The sequence below is a fragment of the Serratia sp. CY55921 genome (genome assembly GCF_052167655.1).
GTDB lineage: Bacteria > Pseudomonadota > Gammaproteobacteria > Enterobacterales > Enterobacteriaceae > Serratia > Serratia ureilytica.
The window spans coordinates 2,427,677-2,445,277 of record NZ_JBJNMU010000001.1; the positions used below are offsets into that span (position 1 = coordinate 2,427,677).

Consider the following 17,601-nt stretch of genomic DNA (forward strand, 5'->3'; position numbering starts at 1 on the left):
GTTGAACATGCCCTCTCTGCTATTAGTTGATGACCACCCGGTGGTTCATGTCGCACTGGAAGCGGCGCTAATGAAATCATCCCGCCCCTACCGCCTGCAGGCGGCGCAGGATGACGTACAGGCGCTGGCCCTGCTGGCCGAGGCCGCTTTCGGCCTGGTGATCCTGGATATCGGCCTGCCGCAGGTCGACGGGCTGCAGCTGTTGAAAAAAATCCGCCGCCGCTATCCGCAACAAAAGATCCTGATCTATACCGCGCAGGAAGCCGATGTCTATGCGCGCATGGCGCATGCCGCCGGCGCCGACGGTTTCGTCAATAAAGGCAGCTCGCTGGCGGAGTTGGTGCAGGCGATCGAACAGGTGCTGGACGGTGAAATCAGCTTCCCCGCCGCCGCGCTGGCCGAAGAGGCGCCGACGGCGGACGGCGGGCTGCTCACCCCTAAGGAGCTCGAGGTGCTGGGCTTGCTGAGCCAGGGGCTGTCCAACCTGCAGATCGCCGACCGGCTGCACATCAGCAACAAGACTGTCAGCACGCACAAAAAAAACATCCAGCGCAAAACCGGCGCCGGCAACCTGCTGGAACTGGTGGCGGTGTTTAAAGAGCTGGCGCCATGATGCGCCGCGCCCTGCTGCTGCTGATCCTGTGGTGCGGCCTGGCGCAGGCGGCGGAGCCGGTGCGCTATCAGCTGGTCAGCAACCTGAATACCCCCGAGAATATGCTGATCGTCGGCGAGAAAAATCCCTGGCGCGATCGCACGCTGCGCGTCGGTATCATCAGTGAGAACACCAGCCCGTACAACATCATCGTGGACGACGATCTGTATGGGCTGAACGCCGACTACCTCGGCTATATCCAGCAGGTGACCGGCATCCGCTTCGCCATTTACGGCTTCGCCGATCTGACCCAGCTGGAACAGGCGCTGCACGACGGCAAGGTCGACCTGCTGTACGGCATCCCGCAGAGCGAAGCGCTGCACGGGCTGGAGATCTCCCAGCCTTACTACACCAGCAACCTGCGCGTATTGCGCGATCGCAGCAACGATAGGCCGGTGATGCTCAATTCCGCCAACGCCCGCGTCGCGATCGGCGCGCTGACCGACATGCAGTCCGGCGGCGCCCTGCAGGCGGTGGCGTCGCAGATCCAGCGCTACGACAACAACCTGCAGGCGGTCTATTCGCTGCTCAACGGCAGCAGCGACTACTTTATCGCCGACGAGGCCAGCGCCAGCTTTATCATCGACCAGCTGCAGCTCGGCCAGCTCTATCAAATTGAAAGCAACGAGAACCTGGGCAACCTGTCCTTCGTGTTCGCCGCCGCCGATCCGCGCCTGATAGACACGCTGGACACCGCCATCGCCGACGCGCCGATGGAACTGATGAATGCCCTGCAGAGCCGCTGGAGCAAAAAGATCCCCAGCTACCTCGATACCGGCAATGCCGATCTGACGACGATGGAGAAGAATTGGGTGGCGAGCCACCGCGTGGTTTACTACGCCGCCATCGAGAACAACTTCCCGTTCGCCTACCGCGGTTCCGACGGCCAGCCGCGCGGCTACGCCATCGATATTCTCAACATCATCGCGCAAAACACCGGGCTGCGTTTCGCGCCGCTGTGGGCGCGCAACGCCGAGCAGGCCGATCAGCTGGTGCAATCCGGCCAGGCCAGCTTCCGCGCCGCCCTGCCGCTGGCGCGCGGCGTCAAGGCGCGCTATGGCGCCAGCATGCCGATCCACCGTTCGCTGTGGGGCGTTTACGTCGGCCAGTATGCCAACGGCGTCTCGACCTGGAGCGATCTGGCCGGCAAGCGCATCGGCGTGCTGCAGGGCGATTTGGCGCAGGGGCTGGTGCCGGAACAGGAACAGACCGTCAGCTTCGCCGACAGCAAGTCGATGTACGACGCGCTGGCCAACGGCCAGTTGGATGCGCTGGTGGATAACGTCATTTCCGCCAACTTTTTGGCGCTGTCGCGCTATTCCGGCGCGATCAAACTGGCCTTCGCCGCCAACAACATCCCCTATCCGGTAGCGTTCGGCGTACGCCGCGATCAGCCGCTGCTGCTGGCGATCCTCGATAAGAACCTGATGCAGATCCCGGCGGATACCCTGCAATCGCTGCGCGACGAGTGGATCGTCGACCGCAGCAACCTTATCGACGCGGTGAACGACAACCGCATGCCGCCGCAGACCACCTGGCTGCTGGCGCTGTTGGCCGCCGCCACCGTGTTGCTGTTGGCGCTGACGCTGCGCCGTTTCATGCTGCAGCGCCGTGAAAAACGCGAACGCGAAGAGCTCGAGCAGGCGCGCCGCCGCGCCGAAGCGGAAAACCGCATGAAGAGCAAATTCCTCGCCACCGTCAGCCATGAACTGCGCACGCCGATGCACGCCATCCTTGGCCTGCTGGAACTGGAGCTCAAACGCCAACCGGCGCCGGAAGGCCTGCCGGTGATTTACAGTTCGGCCTCATCGCTGCTCAACCTGCTCAACGACCTGCAGGATCACGCCCGACTGGAAACCGGGTCGTTGACGTTGGCGCCAAAACCGGTGGCGCTGCGCCCCTGGGTCGCGCGCATCGACGCCCTTTACCGGCCGCTTATCGGCGAACGGCCGTTGACGTTGAAAGTGGCGGCAGATCCGGCGCTGCCGGAGGCGGTGGTCATTGATGGTGAGCGTTTACTTCAGGTGGCTAACAACCTGATAAACAATGCGATAAAGTTCACGACGCGCGGAACCATTCAGGTCGAAGTTGGCTGGCGCGCGCAGGATGAACGACGGGGAGAGTTGCAGTTAACGGTGAACGACAGCGGCTACGGCATCGCCGCCGATGAAGTAGGCAAGCTGTTTCAACCGTTTTACCGCGCGCGCGGCGCGCAACGCATCTCGGTGCAAGGTACCGGTTTGGGCCTCTCTATCTGCAAAGAAATCGTCGAACAGATGGGCGGCCGCATAGAGCTGCACTCGCAGCCGGGCGTCGGCACCCGCGTCGAGGTAGTGATACCGGTCGAGCTGAGCGGCGACGCGCCGACTGGCGCCCAGGAGGAGCACACCTTTGCTCTGCCGTCTTCCGCCTTGCGTACCGCGCTGATCGACGATCATCCCACCAATTTGTTGCTGCTGGAACGCCAACTGCGCCACTTCGGGCAGCAACCCGCCCGCTTCGAACAAGGCTATGCGCTGCTGAAGGCCCAGCGACGGCAGCCGTTTGACCTGCTGTTTATCGACTATAACATGCCGCGCCCGGACGGCCTGACGCTGGCCAGGCTGATCCGGCGCGACGAACAGCGGCTGCAGCGCCCGCCTTGCCGCATCGTGCTCTGTTCGGCGGACGTGCAGGAGTTTACCCGCATCCCGCCGGGGCTGGTGGCGATCGATCACTTCCTGACCAAGCCGATTTCGCTGACGGCGATCGGCCAGGTATTGGCTCAGCAACCGCAGGCTCAGGAAGAAAAGTCAGTCCTTACTGACCTACGGCAAACGCTGGCCGACATGGCGGGCGGCGATCGCGCCATGCTGCAGCGGCTGGCGCAGACGCTCGGCGATACGCTGCGGCAAGACCGGCAGCGGCTCGCGGACGCCGTCGCCGCGAACGACTGGCCTCGCCTGGAGCAGGCGGCACACCGCATCAAGGGCAGCCTGCTGATGCTGCAGCTGCCGGAAGCCGCGCAGCTGTGCCAACAGCTGGTGGATACCGCACGTCGGGGCGAGCTTGCCGCCGCCGCTTATACTAAATTAAAGGCGTTAGTGGCGCAGATAGAACCGGAGCTGGACGCTCTGCTCACCGCCGCCCCCTCTTTCGCTATGCATAAGGATGAATAATGTCGGACACTCCACACGTACACCTGCCGAAAGACAGTAATAGTAAACGCCTACTGACCGCTTTTTTAGTCACCGCCGTCTTTATGGTGGCCGAGGTGGTCGGCGGCCTGTTGTCCGGCTCGCTGGCGCTGTTGGCCGACGCCGGCCATATGTTGACCGACGCCGCCGCGCTGCTGGTGGCGCTGATGGCGGTGCACTTCTCCCAGCGCAAACCCAACGCGCGCCACACCTTCGGCTACCTGCGCCTGACCACGCTGGCGGCCTTCCTCAACGCCGCGGCGCTGCTGGTGATCGTGGTATTCATCCTGTGGGAGGCGATACGGCGTTTCTTCGAACCGCAGCCGGTGATGGGTACCCCGATGCTGATCATCGCCATAGCGGGGCTGCTGGCGAACCTGTTCGCCTTCTGGCTGCTGCATCGCGGCAGCGAAGAGAAAAATATCAACGTGCGCGCCGCCGCGCTGCATGTGCTGGGCGACCTGCTCGGCTCGGTGGGCGCTATCGTCGCGGCCATCGTTATTCTCGCCACCGGCTGGACGCCGATTGACCCGATCCTGTCGGTACTGGTCTCCTGTCTGGTGCTGCGCAGCGCCTGGCGGCTGCTGAAGGAGAGCTTCCACGAGCTGCTGGAAGGCACGCCGCAGGAGGTCGATATCGCCAAGCTGCAAAAAGACCTGTGCCTGAACATCCCGGAAGTGCGCAATATCCACCACGTACACGTCTGGCAGATCGGCGAACAGAAGCTGATGACGCTGCATGCGCAGGTGATCCCGCCACATGACCACGATGGGCTGTTGCAACGCATCCAGGCTTATCTATTGCAACACTACAAGATCGGCCACGTGACCATTCAGATGGAGTACCGGCACTGCGAGACGCCGGACTGCGGTATCAATCGGGCGCCGGAGCCGAGTGAACACTCACATGCCGAAGCGCATTCGCACCTGGGGCATCGCCACTAAGCCAGGAGGGCGCCATCACGGCGCCCTCTGCGTTGTTACGGAGCGGAAGATAACGGATTGGAATGGTTGCGCCCGGCGCTCTTGATCCACAGCCAGGAGCCGTTCAGCGCGATCAACGTCAGAATGACGTACTCCAGCGCCATCGCGTAAACGCCCTGGTAAGCGAAGATCGCCACGCTGATGACATCGATCACCACCCACAGCAGCCAGTTTTCCACGTACTTGCGCGTCATCAGGATCATCGCCACGATGGACAGCACCATCATCGCCGAATCCCAGAACGGGAAGGCGTCCGGCTGCAGCGTCGGCATCTGTACGTTCAGCCCCAGCCCTTGCATCACCGCCACCGCAATCTGCGTCAGCCAGGCGAACACGCGGTCGATGTTAAAGGTCATCAGGCCAATGCCGATGACGCACACCGCCGCCCAAGCCAGCGCTTTCGGCAGCGGCAGCCAGCGGATCTGCAGCTCAGCCTGATTATCCTGCGTCTGGCGGCTCCAGGCATACCAACCGTAAATGTTGGCGACGAAGAAAAACAGCTGCAGCAGCAGGCTGGCGTACAGCTGGATCTGGAAGAAAATCACCGCGAACAGCGTGACGTTGATCAGGCCGAACAGGTAGTTGACGATTTTTTCCTTGCTGGCGTACCAGATGCACAGCAACCCGAACAGCGTGCCGATGGCTTCGATCCACGACAGATCGTAACCGCCCGCGCCAAGCGGAATGTGCACCAGAATATTGCTGGTACTGAAGAAGCTCATGAGGTCATCCTTTTAAACGGTTAAGCGTTGCCTTTAACCTGCATCTTAAGCTGAGCGGCGAAATCCAGCATGCGGTTCAGCGGTACCAGCGCCTTTTCACGCAACGCAGCGTCCACGTGGATCTCATGCTGTGCACCCCCCTGCTCCAGCCCTTCGGCAATCGCCTTCAGGCCATTCATCGCCATCCACGGGCAATGCGCGCAGCTGCGGCAGGTCGCGCCTTCTCCGGCGGTCGGCGCTTCGAACAGCTCCTTGTCCGGACAGGCCTGCTGCATCTTGTAAAAGATACCGCGATCGGTGGCAACGATCAGCTGTTGATGCGGCAATGTTTTCGCCGCCTGAATCAACTGGCTGGTAGACCCCACCGCATCCGCCAGCTCGACCACCGCCTGAGGCGATTCGGGATGCACCAGGATAGCCGCCTGCGGATAGAGCGCCTTCATGCGCCGCAGCGCCTGGGTCTTGAACTCGTCATGGACAATGCAGGCGCCTTGCCAGCACAGCACGTCGGCGCCGGTCTGCTTCTGCACATAGCTGCCGAGATGGCGATCCGGCGCCCAGATAATTTTCTCGCCCAGGCTATCCAGATGCTCGATCAGTTCGACGGCGATGCTGGAGGTCACCACCCAGTCGGCGCGCGCTTTGACCGCCGCCGAGGTGTTCGCATAGACCACCACGGTGCGATCGGGATGGCTGTCGCAAAACGCATGGAACTCCTCTTCCGGGCAACCCAGGTCAAGCGAACATTCGGCAAACAGGGTCGGCATCAGCACCTGTTTTTCCGGGCTGAGGATCTTGGCGGTCTCCCCCATGAAGCGCACGCCGGCCACCAACAACGTGGAAGCCGGATGGGCGCTGCCGAAGCGCGCCATTTCCAGCGAATCCGCCACGCAGCCACCGGTTTCTTCCGCCAGCGCCTGGATTTCCGGATCGGTATAATAGTGGGCGACCATCACCGCGTTGCGCTGCTTGAGCAGGGTTTTGATCTTTTCGCGATAAAAGGCTTTTTCGGCTACGTTCAGCGGTACCGGTTTAGGCGGGAAGGGATACACCGCCGCATTGACATCAAACATTTCACTCATCGCTGCAATCTCATGCTAGGCTGGGCGCCTGCCGCTTGAATATTGCCTGCCGCAACGCCCTTCGTTTTATATACTAAACAAAATACCTAAATCAGCGCGAAAAGTCCGCTGATATTTTCAATTTTGCGCACCTATTGTTTAATAGATTAAAAACACTGGAATGAGCCGCGCAGAACACAGCGGATAATGGCCTGGCGAAGACGCATAACGCCCAGGGAAGACCCGGATGCCGATTAGCGCAGAGTTGAAACGAGAAAGCAGGGATTCAGGTTGGGGTGCTGCATAGGCGAAAAAAGCGCCAAAAGGCGCTTTTCTCTGAATGGGTGGGTCGTGCAGGATTGATTCGGCCTGTGGCCTCACCCTACGGGCAACGCTGCGCGTTGTCGTATCGCTGCGCGATGCTCGAACCTGAACGCAGGATCTCACCCGCACGACTCAGTGGGCTATGTCAGCAAGAAGATAAAGGCAGAGCCAGGTAGGCGCAGATGCGAAAAAAGCGCCAAAAGGCGCTTTTTTCTGAATTGGTGGGTCGTGCAGGATTCGAACCTGCGACCAATTGATTAAAAGTCAACTGCTCTACCAACTGAGCTAACGACCCGCAGTGTGGTGGGTGATGACGGGCTCGAACCGCCGACCCCCTCCGTGTAAAGGAGATGCTCTACCAACTGAGCTAATCACCCACTGCTGTGGTACTGCTATTTTTCACACCTTGCTCTATTAAAGAGTGGTGGGTCGTGCAGGATAACTCGGCCTTTGGCCTCGCCCTTCGGGCCATCACCTGAGTGATGTTGTCTCGCTTTGCGAGACTCGAACCTTTACGGTTCTCATCCTGACGATTTAACACCTTGCTCTATTAAAGAGTGGTGGGTCGTGCAGGATTCGAACCTGCGACCAATTGATTAAAAGTCAACTGCTCTACCAACTGAGCTAACGACCCACTGATGTGGTTTACTGCTGATGGCGAATAGGTTATTGGAACCGACTCGCGGAAAACAAGGATGGGGATGTTCAGGACAACTCGACGGGTACTCGACTCGGACCTTTACTTGCCACATCAAACCGATTCTGAAGCTGCCATTCTCAAAGAATGGTGGGTCGTGCAGGATAACTCGGCCTTTGGCCTCGCCCTTGCGGGCCATCACCGGAGTGATGTTGTCTCGCTTCGCGAGACTCGAACCTTTACGGTTCTCATCCTTTACGATTCTCTATCGCAGCCATTCTTAAAGAATGGTGGGTCGTGCAGGATTCGAACCTGCGACCAATTGATTAAAAGTCAACTGCTCTACCAACTGAGCTAACGACCCATAACAGTGGTGGGTGATGACGGGCTCGAACCGCCGACCCCCTCCGTGTAAAGGAGATGCTCTACCAACTGAGCTAATCACCCACTGTTGTGGTTACTGCTACTTCAGAAATTGGTGGGTCGTGCAGGATTCGAACCTGCGACCAATTGATTAAAAGTCAACTGCTCTACCAACTGAGCTAACGACCCAATTTCCCTGCCGCTTTAACATCTTGCAAGATGTCTTGGCAACGGCGGCATATATTACTAATTTATCTTGGCAGCGCAACCTAAATTTTTTACCGATGCGTTCAACTGCTTGTTCTTCACGCGAATGAGCCCAGAAATCGGTCAAATCGACTAACTTCTGGGCTCATTTTTCTAGCCGTTAACCGCCTACGCGACTTTTCGCCTGCTTGGCCGCCGCACTGGTTGGGTATTGTTTAATCACCTGCTGGAACACGGCCTTGGCTTTATCAGCCTGCCCTTTTTCCTGCATGATGATACCCACCTTGTACATGGCGTCCGGCGCCTTCGGTGATTTAGCGTAATTCTTCACCACCACCGCAAAATAGTAGGCCGCATCGTCTTTTTTACCCTTGTTGTAGAACAACTGGCCCAGCCAATAGTTGGCATTGGGCTGGTAAGTGGACTTCGGGTACTGTTTTACGAAGGACTGAAAGGCGGAAATCGCCTGGTCATACTGTTTTTTTTCCAGCGCCAGAGAAACAGCGGCGTTGTAGTCACTGTTCTCATCACCGCCGCTCGGCGTTGCAGAAGCGGCTGCAGGCGCGCTGCTGCCCGCATCGGAAGATGCGCCTGCGGCTGCCCCGCCGGCAGCGCCTGCTGCCGCAGAGGCGCTCTGAGCGCCGCCCTGGCTGAGGCTATCCATCTGTTGATAGATTTGCTTCTGGCGTTCAACGACCTGATTCAACTGATACTGGCTTTCCTGGATTTGTCCACGGAGAGAATCAATGTCGCGTTGATTGTCAGAGAGTTGCTGCTGGAGTTGGTTTAAAAGCTGGCCTTGAGCATTGCTGATGCGCTCAAGCGAGGTGACACGGTCTTCGACCGAGCCGGAGCCGACATTACTGATTGGCGCTTGGGCAGTAGCGGCCCAAGGGGCCGCTACGCCAACCAGTAACGACAGACTCAACAGGTGACGTCTGAAGTTACTGTTCATGCGATTCTCTTAGTAAACCAGAACGGCACGACGGTTTTTAGCATAAGCCGCTTCGTCGTGGCCCAGTACTGCTGGTTTTTCTTTACCGTAAGAAACGATAGAGATCTGGTCAGCGGAAACGCCTTTACCCTGCAGGTACATTTTAACGGCGTTAGCACGACGCTCACCCAGAGCGATGTTGTATTCCGGCGTGCCGCGTTCGTCAGCGTGGCCTTCAACGGTCACTTTGTAAGACGGGTTGTTACGCAGGAATGCAGCGTGCGCGTCCAGCATCTGAGCGAATTCGGAGCTTACGTCATACTTGTCCAGGCCGAAGTAAACGATGTTGTTCTTCTGCAGTTCTTGCATCTGCAGACGAGCTTGTTCTTCGGAAGACAGGTTGCTGCTGCCGTTTTCCATACCAGTGCCGGCGCCAGCGCCCATACCAGATTGGTCGTTGTTCGCGCTTTTGTTAGAACTACAAGCTGCTACAGCCAGAACTGGCAGTGCCAGCAGAAGCCCTTTCAGCACTTTGTTCAGTTGCATTTCTTTGATCCTTTTATAGTTTGCCATACATATTTACACATGCATCACAGATACGGCGACCAGGCAGGGAATTTGACCTGTCCATCAGTTGCCGGAAGACGCGCTTTGAAACGCCCATCAGTTGACACCAACTGCAGCACGGAGCCCATACCTTGCGTGGAGCTATAGATCACCATGGTGCCGTTTGGCGCAATACTAGGCGTTTCATCCAGGAAGGTGCCGGTCAAAACCTGAACGGCGCCTGATCCAAGATCTTGTTTGGCGATGTGTTGTGCACCACTGTTGGTGCTCACCATCACCAGGAATTTACCATCGGAGCTGACTTCAGAATCCTGGTTCTGAGAGCCTTCCCACGTCAGACGCTGTGCGGCACCGCCGCTGGCGCTGATTTTATAAATCTGCGGACGCCCGCCCTGGTCGGAGGTAAACGCCAGAGACTGGCCATCCGGGAACCAGGTCGGTTCGGTGTTGTTGTTGCGGCCATCGGTCAGCTGCGTGATCTGGCCGGAGCCGAGGTTCATCACGTACAGGTTCAGGCTGCCGCTCTTGGACAGCGCGAAGGCCAGCTTGCTGCCGTCCGGCGAGAACGCCGGCGCACCATTGTGGCGCGGGAAGGAAGCGATCTGGCGGATGGCGCCGTTAGCCAGGGTTTGCACCACCAGCGCGGAACGGCCGCTTTCGAAGGTCACGTAAGCCAGTTTGCTGCCATCCGGCGACCAGGCCGGCGACATCAGCGGCTCAGGCGAACGGTGCACCGTGAACTGGTTGTAACCGTCGTAATCCGCTACGCGCAGCTCGTACGGGAATTTCCCGCCGTTGGTCTGCACCACGTAGGCGATACGGGTGCGGAACGCGCCCTTGATGCCGGTCAGCTTCTCGAACACTTCGTCGCTGGCGGTATGGGCAGAATAACGCAACCACTGTTTGGTCACTTTATACTGGTTCTGCGCCAATACGGTGCCCGGCGAACCCGAGGTGTCCACCAACTGGTAGGAGATCAGGTAGCTGCCGTCGGCGCCAGGTTGAACCTGACCGACCACTACGGCGTCGATGCCCAATGCAGTCCAGGCCGCCGGCGTCACTTCAGACGCGGAGGTCGGTTGCTGCGGCATGCGCGCCACGTCGATCGGGTTGAATTTGCCGCTGTTGCGCAGATCCGCGCCGACAATCTTGCCGATATCTTCCGGCGGCGTGCCTGGGCCCGCCCATTTAAACGGCACCACGCCAATCGGACGAGCGGAGTCGACCCCTTGGGTGATTTCAATGCGAACTTCCGCGTGCAACACGGACGCCCACAGAATTAAAAAACCTAGCGCTACTCGAAATGCCTGCTTCATCTCATCTCCCTTATCCAGGCGGGATGCCTGCGATAAATTAGCAGAATTTTAACAAACCAACTTACGTAAAACTACATAATCCCTGTTGGTTACCTTAGTACATCCCTGTGATAACACTCACTCAATCAACCGTTATTGCGGCTTGAATTCAAGTATAGAATTCTTAAAGTGCTGATAAACGGCATCGCTCGGCGGCTTCGGTATATGCGCCAACTTGGCGGCAGACACCGCAGCTTGACACAGAGCAGGATCGCCCCCCGCTGCTTGTACGCTTATCAGCAGGCCGTCCGGCGCCAGCTTGATACGCAGGTCGCAGGTTTTGCCGGCGAACGAACTGGCGTCATAGAACTTGCTCTGAATCGCCCCTTGAATCTGCCCCATATAACCGCTGATATCCGCCCCGCTGGCGCCAGCCGTCTTGGCATTGCCCTGCCCGGCCGGTTTACCGTCGCCCTTCGATTTGGCACCGCCGCCTTTCGGCGCGTTCTTGCCATCCGCCAGGCCGCCAAACAGATCGCTAACTTCCTCCGATTGTTTCGCAGCCTCGGCGGCGGCCTTCTTCTTGGCGTCCGCAGCGGCTTTTTTGGCGGCAGCGGCTTTCTCGGCCGCCGCTTTCTTCTCTGCCTCGGCGGCAGCCTTCTTCTCGGCTTCCGCTGCAGCTTTTTTCTCGGCTTCAGCGGCCGCTTTCTTCTCCGCGGCCTCTGCGGCTTTCTTTTCTGCCGCAGCGGCGGCGGCTTTCTTCGCCTCTTCCGCCTGTTTCTTGGCGGCGGCGGCAGCTGCCGCTTCTTTCTTGGCTTCCGCTTCGGCTTTTTTCTGGGCTTCCGCCTGCGCCTTGGCGACCTTGTCCGCTTCGGCCTTCGCCTTGGCGGCGGCGGCTTCGGCGACCTTCTGTTGCTCTTTGGCCTTGGCTGCGGCGGCTTCCGCCGCTTTTTGCTGCTCGGCGGCCTGTTTCTGCTGCTCCGCCGCCTTCTGCTGTTGCTCAGCCTGCGCTTTGGCGTCCTGCGCGGCTTTCTCCTGCGCCGCCAAACGCTCTTTCTCCAGCTCTTTCAGGCGCTGCTGTTGCTCCGCCTGCTTCTGCTGAAGCTCTTCGGCCTGTTGCTCCGCTTTTTTCTGGCGCTGCTTCTCGGCACGCTGCGCATCGTTGCTCTGCTGCTGCTGGCGGTTGTACTGTTCCACCACGGCACCGGGATCGACCATCACCGCGCCCACCACGGTGCCATCGCCGCCGCCGCCGGCGCCCATGTCGACCTTTTCCTGCAGCGATCCCCAAATCAGCAGGGCAATCAGTATGAAGTGCAGAACGACCGAAACAATAACGGCGCGGTTCAGCTTATCGTTTTGCTCAGTTGCCTTTACCAAAATAGATTCCCAAAAACTGGTGTTGCTTATACGGGGTTCCTGAGCCGCAGCGCAGGAACCGGGTTGCCGTTGGCCTTACGGTCAGATCGGCTGGGTCATCAGCCCCACGGAAGCCACGCCCGCCTGATGGAGAATATTCAATGCCTTGATAATCTCATCGTAAGGGACTTCCTTCGCACCGCCGATCAAAAAGACCGTTTTCGGGTTAGCCGCCAAACGCGACTTGGCTTCGGCCGCGACTTGCTCAGGCGGCAGCAGCTCCATACGGTTGTGATCCACCACCAGGGTGTATTGACCTACGCCGGAAACCTCGAGGATCACCGGCGGATTGTCATCGCTGGACACCGTCTTGGAATCGGTGGCGTCCGGCAGGTCAACCTCCACGCTCTGCGTGATGATTGGCGCGGTTGCCATAAAGATCAGCAGCAGCACCAGCAACACGTCGAGCAGCGGAACGATGTTAATTTCGGACTTCAGCTCGCGCCGACTACGTCCACGTACTCTCGCCATGCTACCTCCTACTTATTTGCTGTCGCTGGAGAAGGCCTGACGATGCAGAATAGCGGTGAACTCTTCCATAAAGTTGTCGTAATTCTGCTCAAGCTTGTTGACGCGCTGGTTGAGACGGTTGTAGGCCATTACCGCCGGGATAGCGGCGAACAGACCGATCGCGGTGGCGATCAGCGCTTCGGCGATACCCGGCGCCACCATCTGCAGCGTGGCTTGCTTCACCGCGCCCAGCGCGATAAAGGCGTGCATGATCCCCCACACGGTGCCGAACAGGCCGATATACGGGCTGATCGAACCGACGGTGCCGAGGAACGGAATATGGGTTTCCAGCGTTTCCAGCTCGCGGTTCATCGAAATGCGCATCGCGCGCGACGCTCCTTCGATCACCGACTCCGGCGCATGGTTGTTGGCGCGGTGCAGGCGGGCGAACTCTTTGAAGCCGGAATGGAAGATCTGCTCGGAACCGGTCAGGCTATCGCGACGCGCCTGACTTTCCTGGTACAGACGGGAAAGCTCGATACCGGACCAGAATTTGTCTTCAAAGGCTTCGGCGTCACGCGTCGCCGCATTGAGGATGCGGGTGCGCTGAATGATGATCGCCCAAGAGGCTACCGAGAAGCATATCAAAATCAACATGATAAGCTTAACCAGCAGGCTCGCCTTCAAGAATAAATCTAGGATGTTCATGTCAGTCACTGCTTAAACTCCGCGACAATAGACTTAGGAAGCGCTCTTGGCTTCATTTGGTGTGGATCAATACAGGCAATCAGGACATCTGCCTGGCTCAGTAGGGCCCCGTCAGAATTGACAATGCGTTGAGCAAACGTGAGAGAAGCCCCGCGCAGAGAGGTGATTTCACTCTGGACCTCCAGTTGCTCGTCGAGACGAGCCGGAGCCAGATAATCCACCGTCATGCGCCGGACGACAAAAGCGACTTGTTCACTGAGCAGCTGCTGTTGATGAAAGTTGTGCTGACGCAGCATCTCTGTGCGCGCTCTTTCAAAAAAGGCGACGTAGCGGGCGTGATAGACCACACCACTGGCATCGGTATCCTCGTAGTAAACGCGAACCGGCCATCGAAACAACGTATTACTCACTCTACTTCCCAGCAATGCAATTTAACGCTGCTACTATACGCAAGACAGATCGGGTTGGGAATGGGTTACAAGATGGGAATGAAAATAATTATGGGCCGTGAGGGCCCATAACGTGGGGACATCGGGGAGATTATAAAGAAACGTAAAGTAATCCTGCGAACAAGATCACAATGGCGGGAAGCGGCGCGAAAAAAGCGCGCCAGACGCTGCGCTGCGGGCGGAATCCGAAGCCGTGGATCACTCCGGCGCATACGGCCCAAATCAGCAACAGCCCTTCCCAAATCTCCAGCGAGCTGGTTTTGGCGGCGAAACGCGTCGGATCCCAGAACACGCACCCCGCCAAAATCAACGCCAGCACCAGGGAAAGGGCCCGAACCGGGCCCTTGTCGGTGACAGCGTACAGCTTGTCAATCACGGACGAGCTCATTACTTACCGTCTTGCTGAGCTTTGGTCGCTTCGCTCTGCTCAAGCGCCAGCGCCGTGATGATGCCGAAGGCGCAGGCAAGAAGCGTTCCGAGAATCCAGGCAAAATACCACATGGTTTAGCTCCTTATCCTTAGTACAGCGAATGCTTGTTGTTTTCGATGTAGTTCTTGTCGAGACGACCGAACATTTTGTAGTACGACCAGCTGGTGTACGCCAAAACGATAGGCACGAAGATCGCCGCCACGACGGTCATCACTTTCAGCGTCAACAGGCTCGACGTCGCGTCCCACATGGTCAGGCTGACGTTAGGCACGGTGCTGGACGGCATCACGAACGGGAACATGGTGACCCCGGCAGTGAGGATGACGCAGGCGATGGTCAGCGACGAGGTGACGAACGCCAGCGCGCCTTTCTCCAGACGCGAGAACAGGATGGTGAACAACGGCAGCACTACGCCCAGTGCAGGCAAGGCCCACAGCAGCGGATACTTGTTGAAGTTGATCAGCCATGCGCCGGCCTGATGCGCCACTTCTTTACGCAGCGGGTTGGATTCCGCCATGGTGTCCAGCGCCGAAGTGATCACGTAGCCGTCGATGCCTTTAACCAGCCACACACCCGCCAGCAGGAAGCATACCGCCATGATCAGCGTCGCGATCTGCGCTGCGGCGCGTGACCGCAGGTGGATCTCGCCGGTGGTGCGCATCTGCAGGTAGGTCGCGCCCTGAGTGACCAGCATGGTCAGACTGACCACGCCTGCCAACAGACCGAACGGATTCAGCAGTTGGAAGAAGTTGCCGGTGTAGAACAGACGCAGGTACTCGTCCACATGGAACGGCACGCCCTGCAGCAGGTTGCCGAACGCCACGCCGAACACCAACGCAGGCACGAAGGAACCGATGAAGATGCCCCAGTCCCACATGTTGCGCCAGCGGCTGCTCTCCAGCTTGGAACGGTAGTCAAAACCGACCGGGCGGAAGAACAACGCCGCCAGCACCAGGATCATGGCGACGTAGAAGCCCGAGAAGGCCGCTGCGTAGACCATCGGCCAGGCGGCGAACAGCGCGCCGCCGGCGGTGATCAGCCACACCTGGTTACCGTCCCAGTGAGGGGCGATGGAGTTGATCATCACCCGGCGCTCGGTATCGGTTTTACCGATGATGCGCACCAGGATGCCGACGCCCATGTCGAAACCGTCGGTGACGGCGAAGCCGATCAGCAGTACGCCAACCAGCACCCACCAGATAAATCGCAGTACTTCATAGTCAAACATACGTGGACTCCTGTTTAGCGCGCTTCCTGCACGGCGGCAGTCGGTTGTTCAAAGTGGTAGCGGCCGGTTTTCAGGCTGCTTGGACCCAGACGCGCAAACTTGAACATCAGGTACATTTCAGCCACCAGGAACAGGGTGTACAAGCCGCAAATCAGCCCCATCGAGAACAGAATGTCGCCCGCGGTCAGCGAAGAGTTGGCGACTGCGGTCGGCAGCACCTCACCAATCGCCCACGGTTGACGGCCGTATTCCGCCACGAACCAGCCGGCTTCCACCGCGATCCACGGCAGCGGCAAGCCATACAGCGCCGCACGCAACAGCCATTTTTTCTGGCCGATGCGGCCGCGCACCACGCTCAGGAAGGACAGACCGATAATCAGCAGCATCAGCACGCCACAGGCCACCATGATGCGGAAGGCGAAGTACAGCGGCGCCACGCGTGGAATGGAGTCCTTGGTCGCCTGCTGGATCTGCGCTTCCGTCGCGTCGCTGACGTTCGGGGTATAACGCTTCAGCAGCATGCCGTAGCCCAGGTCTTGCTTGGTTTTGTTGAATTCCGCACGCACCGCAGGATCGGTATTGCCGCCGCGCAGCTCTTCCAGCAGCTGGTAGGCTTTCATGCCGTTGCGGATGCGCACTTCATGTTGCGCCAGCAGATCTTTCAGGCCGGTGACCTGCGTGTCGGTGGAACGCGTGGCGATCAGGCCAAGCGCATACGGGATCTGAATAGAGAAGGAGTTTTCCATCTTGTCCTGATCGGGAATGCCGAACAGGGTGAAGGACGCCGGCGCCGGCTGGGTATCCCACTCCGCTTCGATGGCGGCCAGTTTGGTTTTCTGTACGTCGCCCATTTCGTAACCGGATTCGTCACCCAGCACGATCACCGACAGCACCGCTGCCATGCCGAAGCTGGCGGCGATGGCGAAGGAGCGTTTGGCGAAAGCGATGTCGCGGCCCTTCAGCAGGTAGTAAGCGCTGATGCCCAGCACGAACATGGCGCCGGTGGTGTAGCCTGCAGCCACGGTGTGAACGAATTTCACCTGCGCAACCGGGTTAAGCACCAACTCGGAGAAGCTGACCATCTCCATGCGCATGGTTTCGAAGTTGAAATCCGACGCGATCGGGTTCTGCATCCAGCCGTTGGCGACCAGGATCCACAGCGCGGACAGGTTGGAGCCGAGGGCCACGAACCAGGTTACCGCCATGTGCTGCACCTTGCTCAGACGATCCCAGCCGAAGAAGAACAGGCCGACCAGCGTCGATTCAAGGAAGAACGCCATCAGACCTTCGATAGCCAGTGGGGCCCCGAAGATATCGCCGACGTAATGAGAGAAATATGACCAGTTAGTCCCGAACTGGAACTCCATGGTCAAACCGGTGGCCACACCCAGAGCAAAGTTAATCGCAAATAACTTTCCCCAGAATTTGGTCATGTCTTTATAGATTTGTTTGCCAGACAGGACATATACCGTTTCCATAATTGCCAGCAAGAACGCCATACCGAGCGTTAATGGGACAAATAAGAAATGGTACATCGCCGTTAAAGCAAACTGTAAGCGCGACAGTTCGACAATATCAAACATCTTGACTCCTTGCTCCTCGCAGGAAGACTCCGACACGCGGTTATCGGCACGCTTCTTTCAAAGCCGCCAGTAACGCCCCGCAGTGAATGCCCTTAAACACAACAAATTTGATCCAGCTTCTCCGCTTTCAACCGCACACTCGGCCAATAGCCCGCACGGGCCGTCGACAAGCACGCCACTGAAAACCGACAACGGGTAACAAATGCAACAAGATCAACCATCCATAATCACAACATGGATGATACTCGCCCAATCCCACACAATAAATAGGTTTTTACGTGACGTGGGTTGGACTTTTGGTTACAGGTCAAATCTTAGCCGAAAGAGGTACTTCGGCCTAATTTGATCTGAGACAATTTAAGCCTATCCGCATATTATTTCCATATTCATCAGCACATTTCGCATAATTTTCT

At 58.4% G+C, this 17,601-nt stretch carries 16 protein-coding genes, 6 tRNA genes and 3 other RNA genes; 3 read left to right on the plus strand and 22 right to left on the minus strand.

Annotation, left to right across the window (positions count from 1 at the left end):
* Window positions 1–7: 7 nt before the first annotated feature.
* Genes ACJ8M3_RS11780 through zitB form a run of 3 tightly spaced genes read left to right on the plus strand, consistent with a single transcriptional unit; the run spans window position 8 to window position 4,772 of the window.
* Window positions 8–613 (plus strand): response regulator, encoded by a 606-nt coding sequence (locus ACJ8M3_RS11780; RefSeq protein WP_033642206.1) that lies wholly within the window; start codon window positions 8–10, stop codon window positions 611–613.
* A complete protein-coding gene (locus ACJ8M3_RS11785; protein ID WP_089196731.1) occupies window positions 610–3,810 on the plus strand; it encodes an ATP-binding protein in 3,201 nt (1,066 codons plus the stop codon). The genes ACJ8M3_RS11780 and ACJ8M3_RS11785 overlap by 4 nt, the downstream gene beginning before the upstream one ends.
* Window positions 3,810–4,772 (plus strand): CDF family zinc transporter ZitB, encoded by a 963-nt coding sequence (gene zitB, locus ACJ8M3_RS11790; RefSeq protein WP_033652340.1) that lies wholly within the window; start codon window positions 3,810–3,812, stop codon window positions 4,770–4,772. Before ACJ8M3_RS11785 ends, zitB begins: the two co-directional genes overlap by 1 nt.
* 35 nt (window positions 4,773–4,807) lie before the next feature.
* Here zitB and pnuC read toward each other — a convergent pair whose 3' ends face one another.
* The 22 genes from pnuC to cydA form a co-directional block, all read right to left on the minus strand.
* Window positions 4,808–5,533, minus strand: a complete 726-nt coding sequence (gene pnuC / locus ACJ8M3_RS11795) for a nicotinamide riboside transporter PnuC (RefSeq protein ID WP_046686582.1) — start codon at window positions 5,531–5,533, stop codon at window positions 4,808–4,810.
* A gap of 20 nt (window positions 5,534–5,553) precedes the next feature.
* Entirely contained in the window at window positions 5,554–6,615 is a 1,062-nt protein-coding gene (gene nadA / locus ACJ8M3_RS11800) for a quinolinate synthase NadA (protein WP_089196730.1), read from the minus strand.
* A gap of 321 nt (window positions 6,616–6,936) precedes the next feature.
* A non-coding RNA gene (locus tag ACJ8M3_RS11805) (RtT sRNA) lies at window positions 6,937–7,061 on the minus strand.
* A gap of 76 nt (window positions 7,062–7,137) precedes the next feature.
* Window positions 7,138–7,213, minus strand: a tRNA-Lys gene (locus ACJ8M3_RS11810).
* Between the two features lie 6 nt (window positions 7,214–7,219).
* Window positions 7,220–7,295 (minus strand) — tRNA-Val (locus tag ACJ8M3_RS11815).
* 45 nt (window positions 7,296–7,340) lie between these two features.
* A non-coding RNA gene (locus ACJ8M3_RS11820) (RtT sRNA) lies at window positions 7,341–7,463 on the minus strand.
* Window positions 7,464–7,476: 13 nt separating this feature from the next.
* Window positions 7,477–7,552, minus strand: a tRNA-Lys gene (locus tag ACJ8M3_RS11825).
* A gap of 151 nt (window positions 7,553–7,703) precedes the next feature.
* A non-coding RNA gene (locus ACJ8M3_RS11830) (RtT sRNA) lies at window positions 7,704–7,828 on the minus strand.
* Window positions 7,829–7,843: 15 nt separating this feature from the next.
* Window positions 7,844–7,919: transfer RNA gene (locus tag ACJ8M3_RS11835), tRNA-Lys, on the minus strand.
* A 7-nt stretch (window positions 7,920–7,926) separates the two neighbouring features.
* Window positions 7,927–8,002: transfer RNA gene (locus ACJ8M3_RS11840), tRNA-Val, on the minus strand.
* A 29-nt stretch (window positions 8,003–8,031) separates the two neighbouring features.
* Window positions 8,032–8,107 (minus strand) — tRNA-Lys (locus tag ACJ8M3_RS11845).
* Between the two features lie 178 nt (window positions 8,108–8,285).
* Window positions 8,286–9,080: a cell division protein CpoB gene (gene cpoB / locus ACJ8M3_RS11850; RefSeq protein WP_004939852.1), complete on the minus strand. Its 795-nt coding sequence runs from the start codon at window positions 9,078–9,080 to the stop codon at window positions 8,286–8,288.
* Window positions 9,081–9,089: 9 nt separating this feature from the next.
* On the minus strand, window positions 9,090–9,605 hold the full coding sequence (pal, locus tag ACJ8M3_RS11855; RefSeq protein WP_004939853.1) for a peptidoglycan-associated lipoprotein Pal: 516 nt from the start codon (window positions 9,603–9,605) through the stop codon (window positions 9,090–9,092).
* 44 nt (window positions 9,606–9,649) lie between these two features.
* On the minus strand, window positions 9,650–10,942 hold the full coding sequence (gene tolB, locus ACJ8M3_RS11860) for a Tol-Pal system beta propeller repeat protein TolB (RefSeq protein ID WP_004939856.1): 1,293 nt from the start codon (window positions 10,940–10,942) through the stop codon (window positions 9,650–9,652).
* A gap of 132 nt (window positions 10,943–11,074) precedes the next feature.
* Window positions 11,075–12,301, minus strand: coding sequence for a cell envelope integrity protein TolA (gene tolA / locus ACJ8M3_RS11865; RefSeq protein ID WP_033641066.1), 1,227 nt, complete (start codon window positions 12,299–12,301; stop codon window positions 11,075–11,077).
* A gap of 81 nt (window positions 12,302–12,382) precedes the next feature.
* Window positions 12,383–12,811, minus strand: coding sequence for a colicin uptake protein TolR (gene tolR, locus ACJ8M3_RS11870; RefSeq protein ID WP_004939859.1), 429 nt, complete (start codon window positions 12,809–12,811; stop codon window positions 12,383–12,385).
* A 12-nt stretch (window positions 12,812–12,823) separates the two neighbouring features.
* On the minus strand, window positions 12,824–13,507 hold the full coding sequence (gene tolQ / locus ACJ8M3_RS11875) for a Tol-Pal system protein TolQ (protein ID WP_004939862.1): 684 nt from the start codon (window positions 13,505–13,507) through the stop codon (window positions 12,824–12,826).
* Window positions 13,504–13,908 (minus strand): tol-pal system-associated acyl-CoA thioesterase, encoded by a 405-nt coding sequence (ybgC, locus tag ACJ8M3_RS11880; RefSeq protein WP_004939863.1) that lies wholly within the window; start codon window positions 13,906–13,908, stop codon window positions 13,504–13,506. Before ybgC ends, tolQ begins: the two co-directional genes overlap by 4 nt.
* A gap of 130 nt (window positions 13,909–14,038) precedes the next feature.
* A complete protein-coding gene (ybgE, locus tag ACJ8M3_RS11885) occupies window positions 14,039–14,335 on the minus strand; it encodes a cyd operon protein YbgE (RefSeq protein WP_033642199.1) in 297 nt (98 codons plus the stop codon).
* Window positions 14,335–14,448 (minus strand): cytochrome bd-I oxidase subunit CydX, encoded by a 114-nt coding sequence (gene cydX, locus ACJ8M3_RS11890; protein WP_004939868.1) that lies wholly within the window; start codon window positions 14,446–14,448, stop codon window positions 14,335–14,337. Before cydX ends, ybgE begins: the two co-directional genes overlap by 1 nt.
* A 17-nt stretch (window positions 14,449–14,465) precedes the next feature.
* Window positions 14,466–15,605 (minus strand): cytochrome d ubiquinol oxidase subunit II, encoded by a 1,140-nt coding sequence (gene cydB / locus ACJ8M3_RS11895; protein ID WP_015376980.1) that lies wholly within the window; start codon window positions 15,603–15,605, stop codon window positions 14,466–14,468.
* Between the two features lie 14 nt (window positions 15,606–15,619).
* Window positions 15,620–17,188, minus strand: a complete 1,569-nt coding sequence (cydA, locus tag ACJ8M3_RS11900; RefSeq protein ID WP_004939873.1) for a cytochrome ubiquinol oxidase subunit I — start codon at window positions 17,186–17,188, stop codon at window positions 15,620–15,622.
* Window positions 17,189–17,601 lie beyond the last annotated feature (413 nt).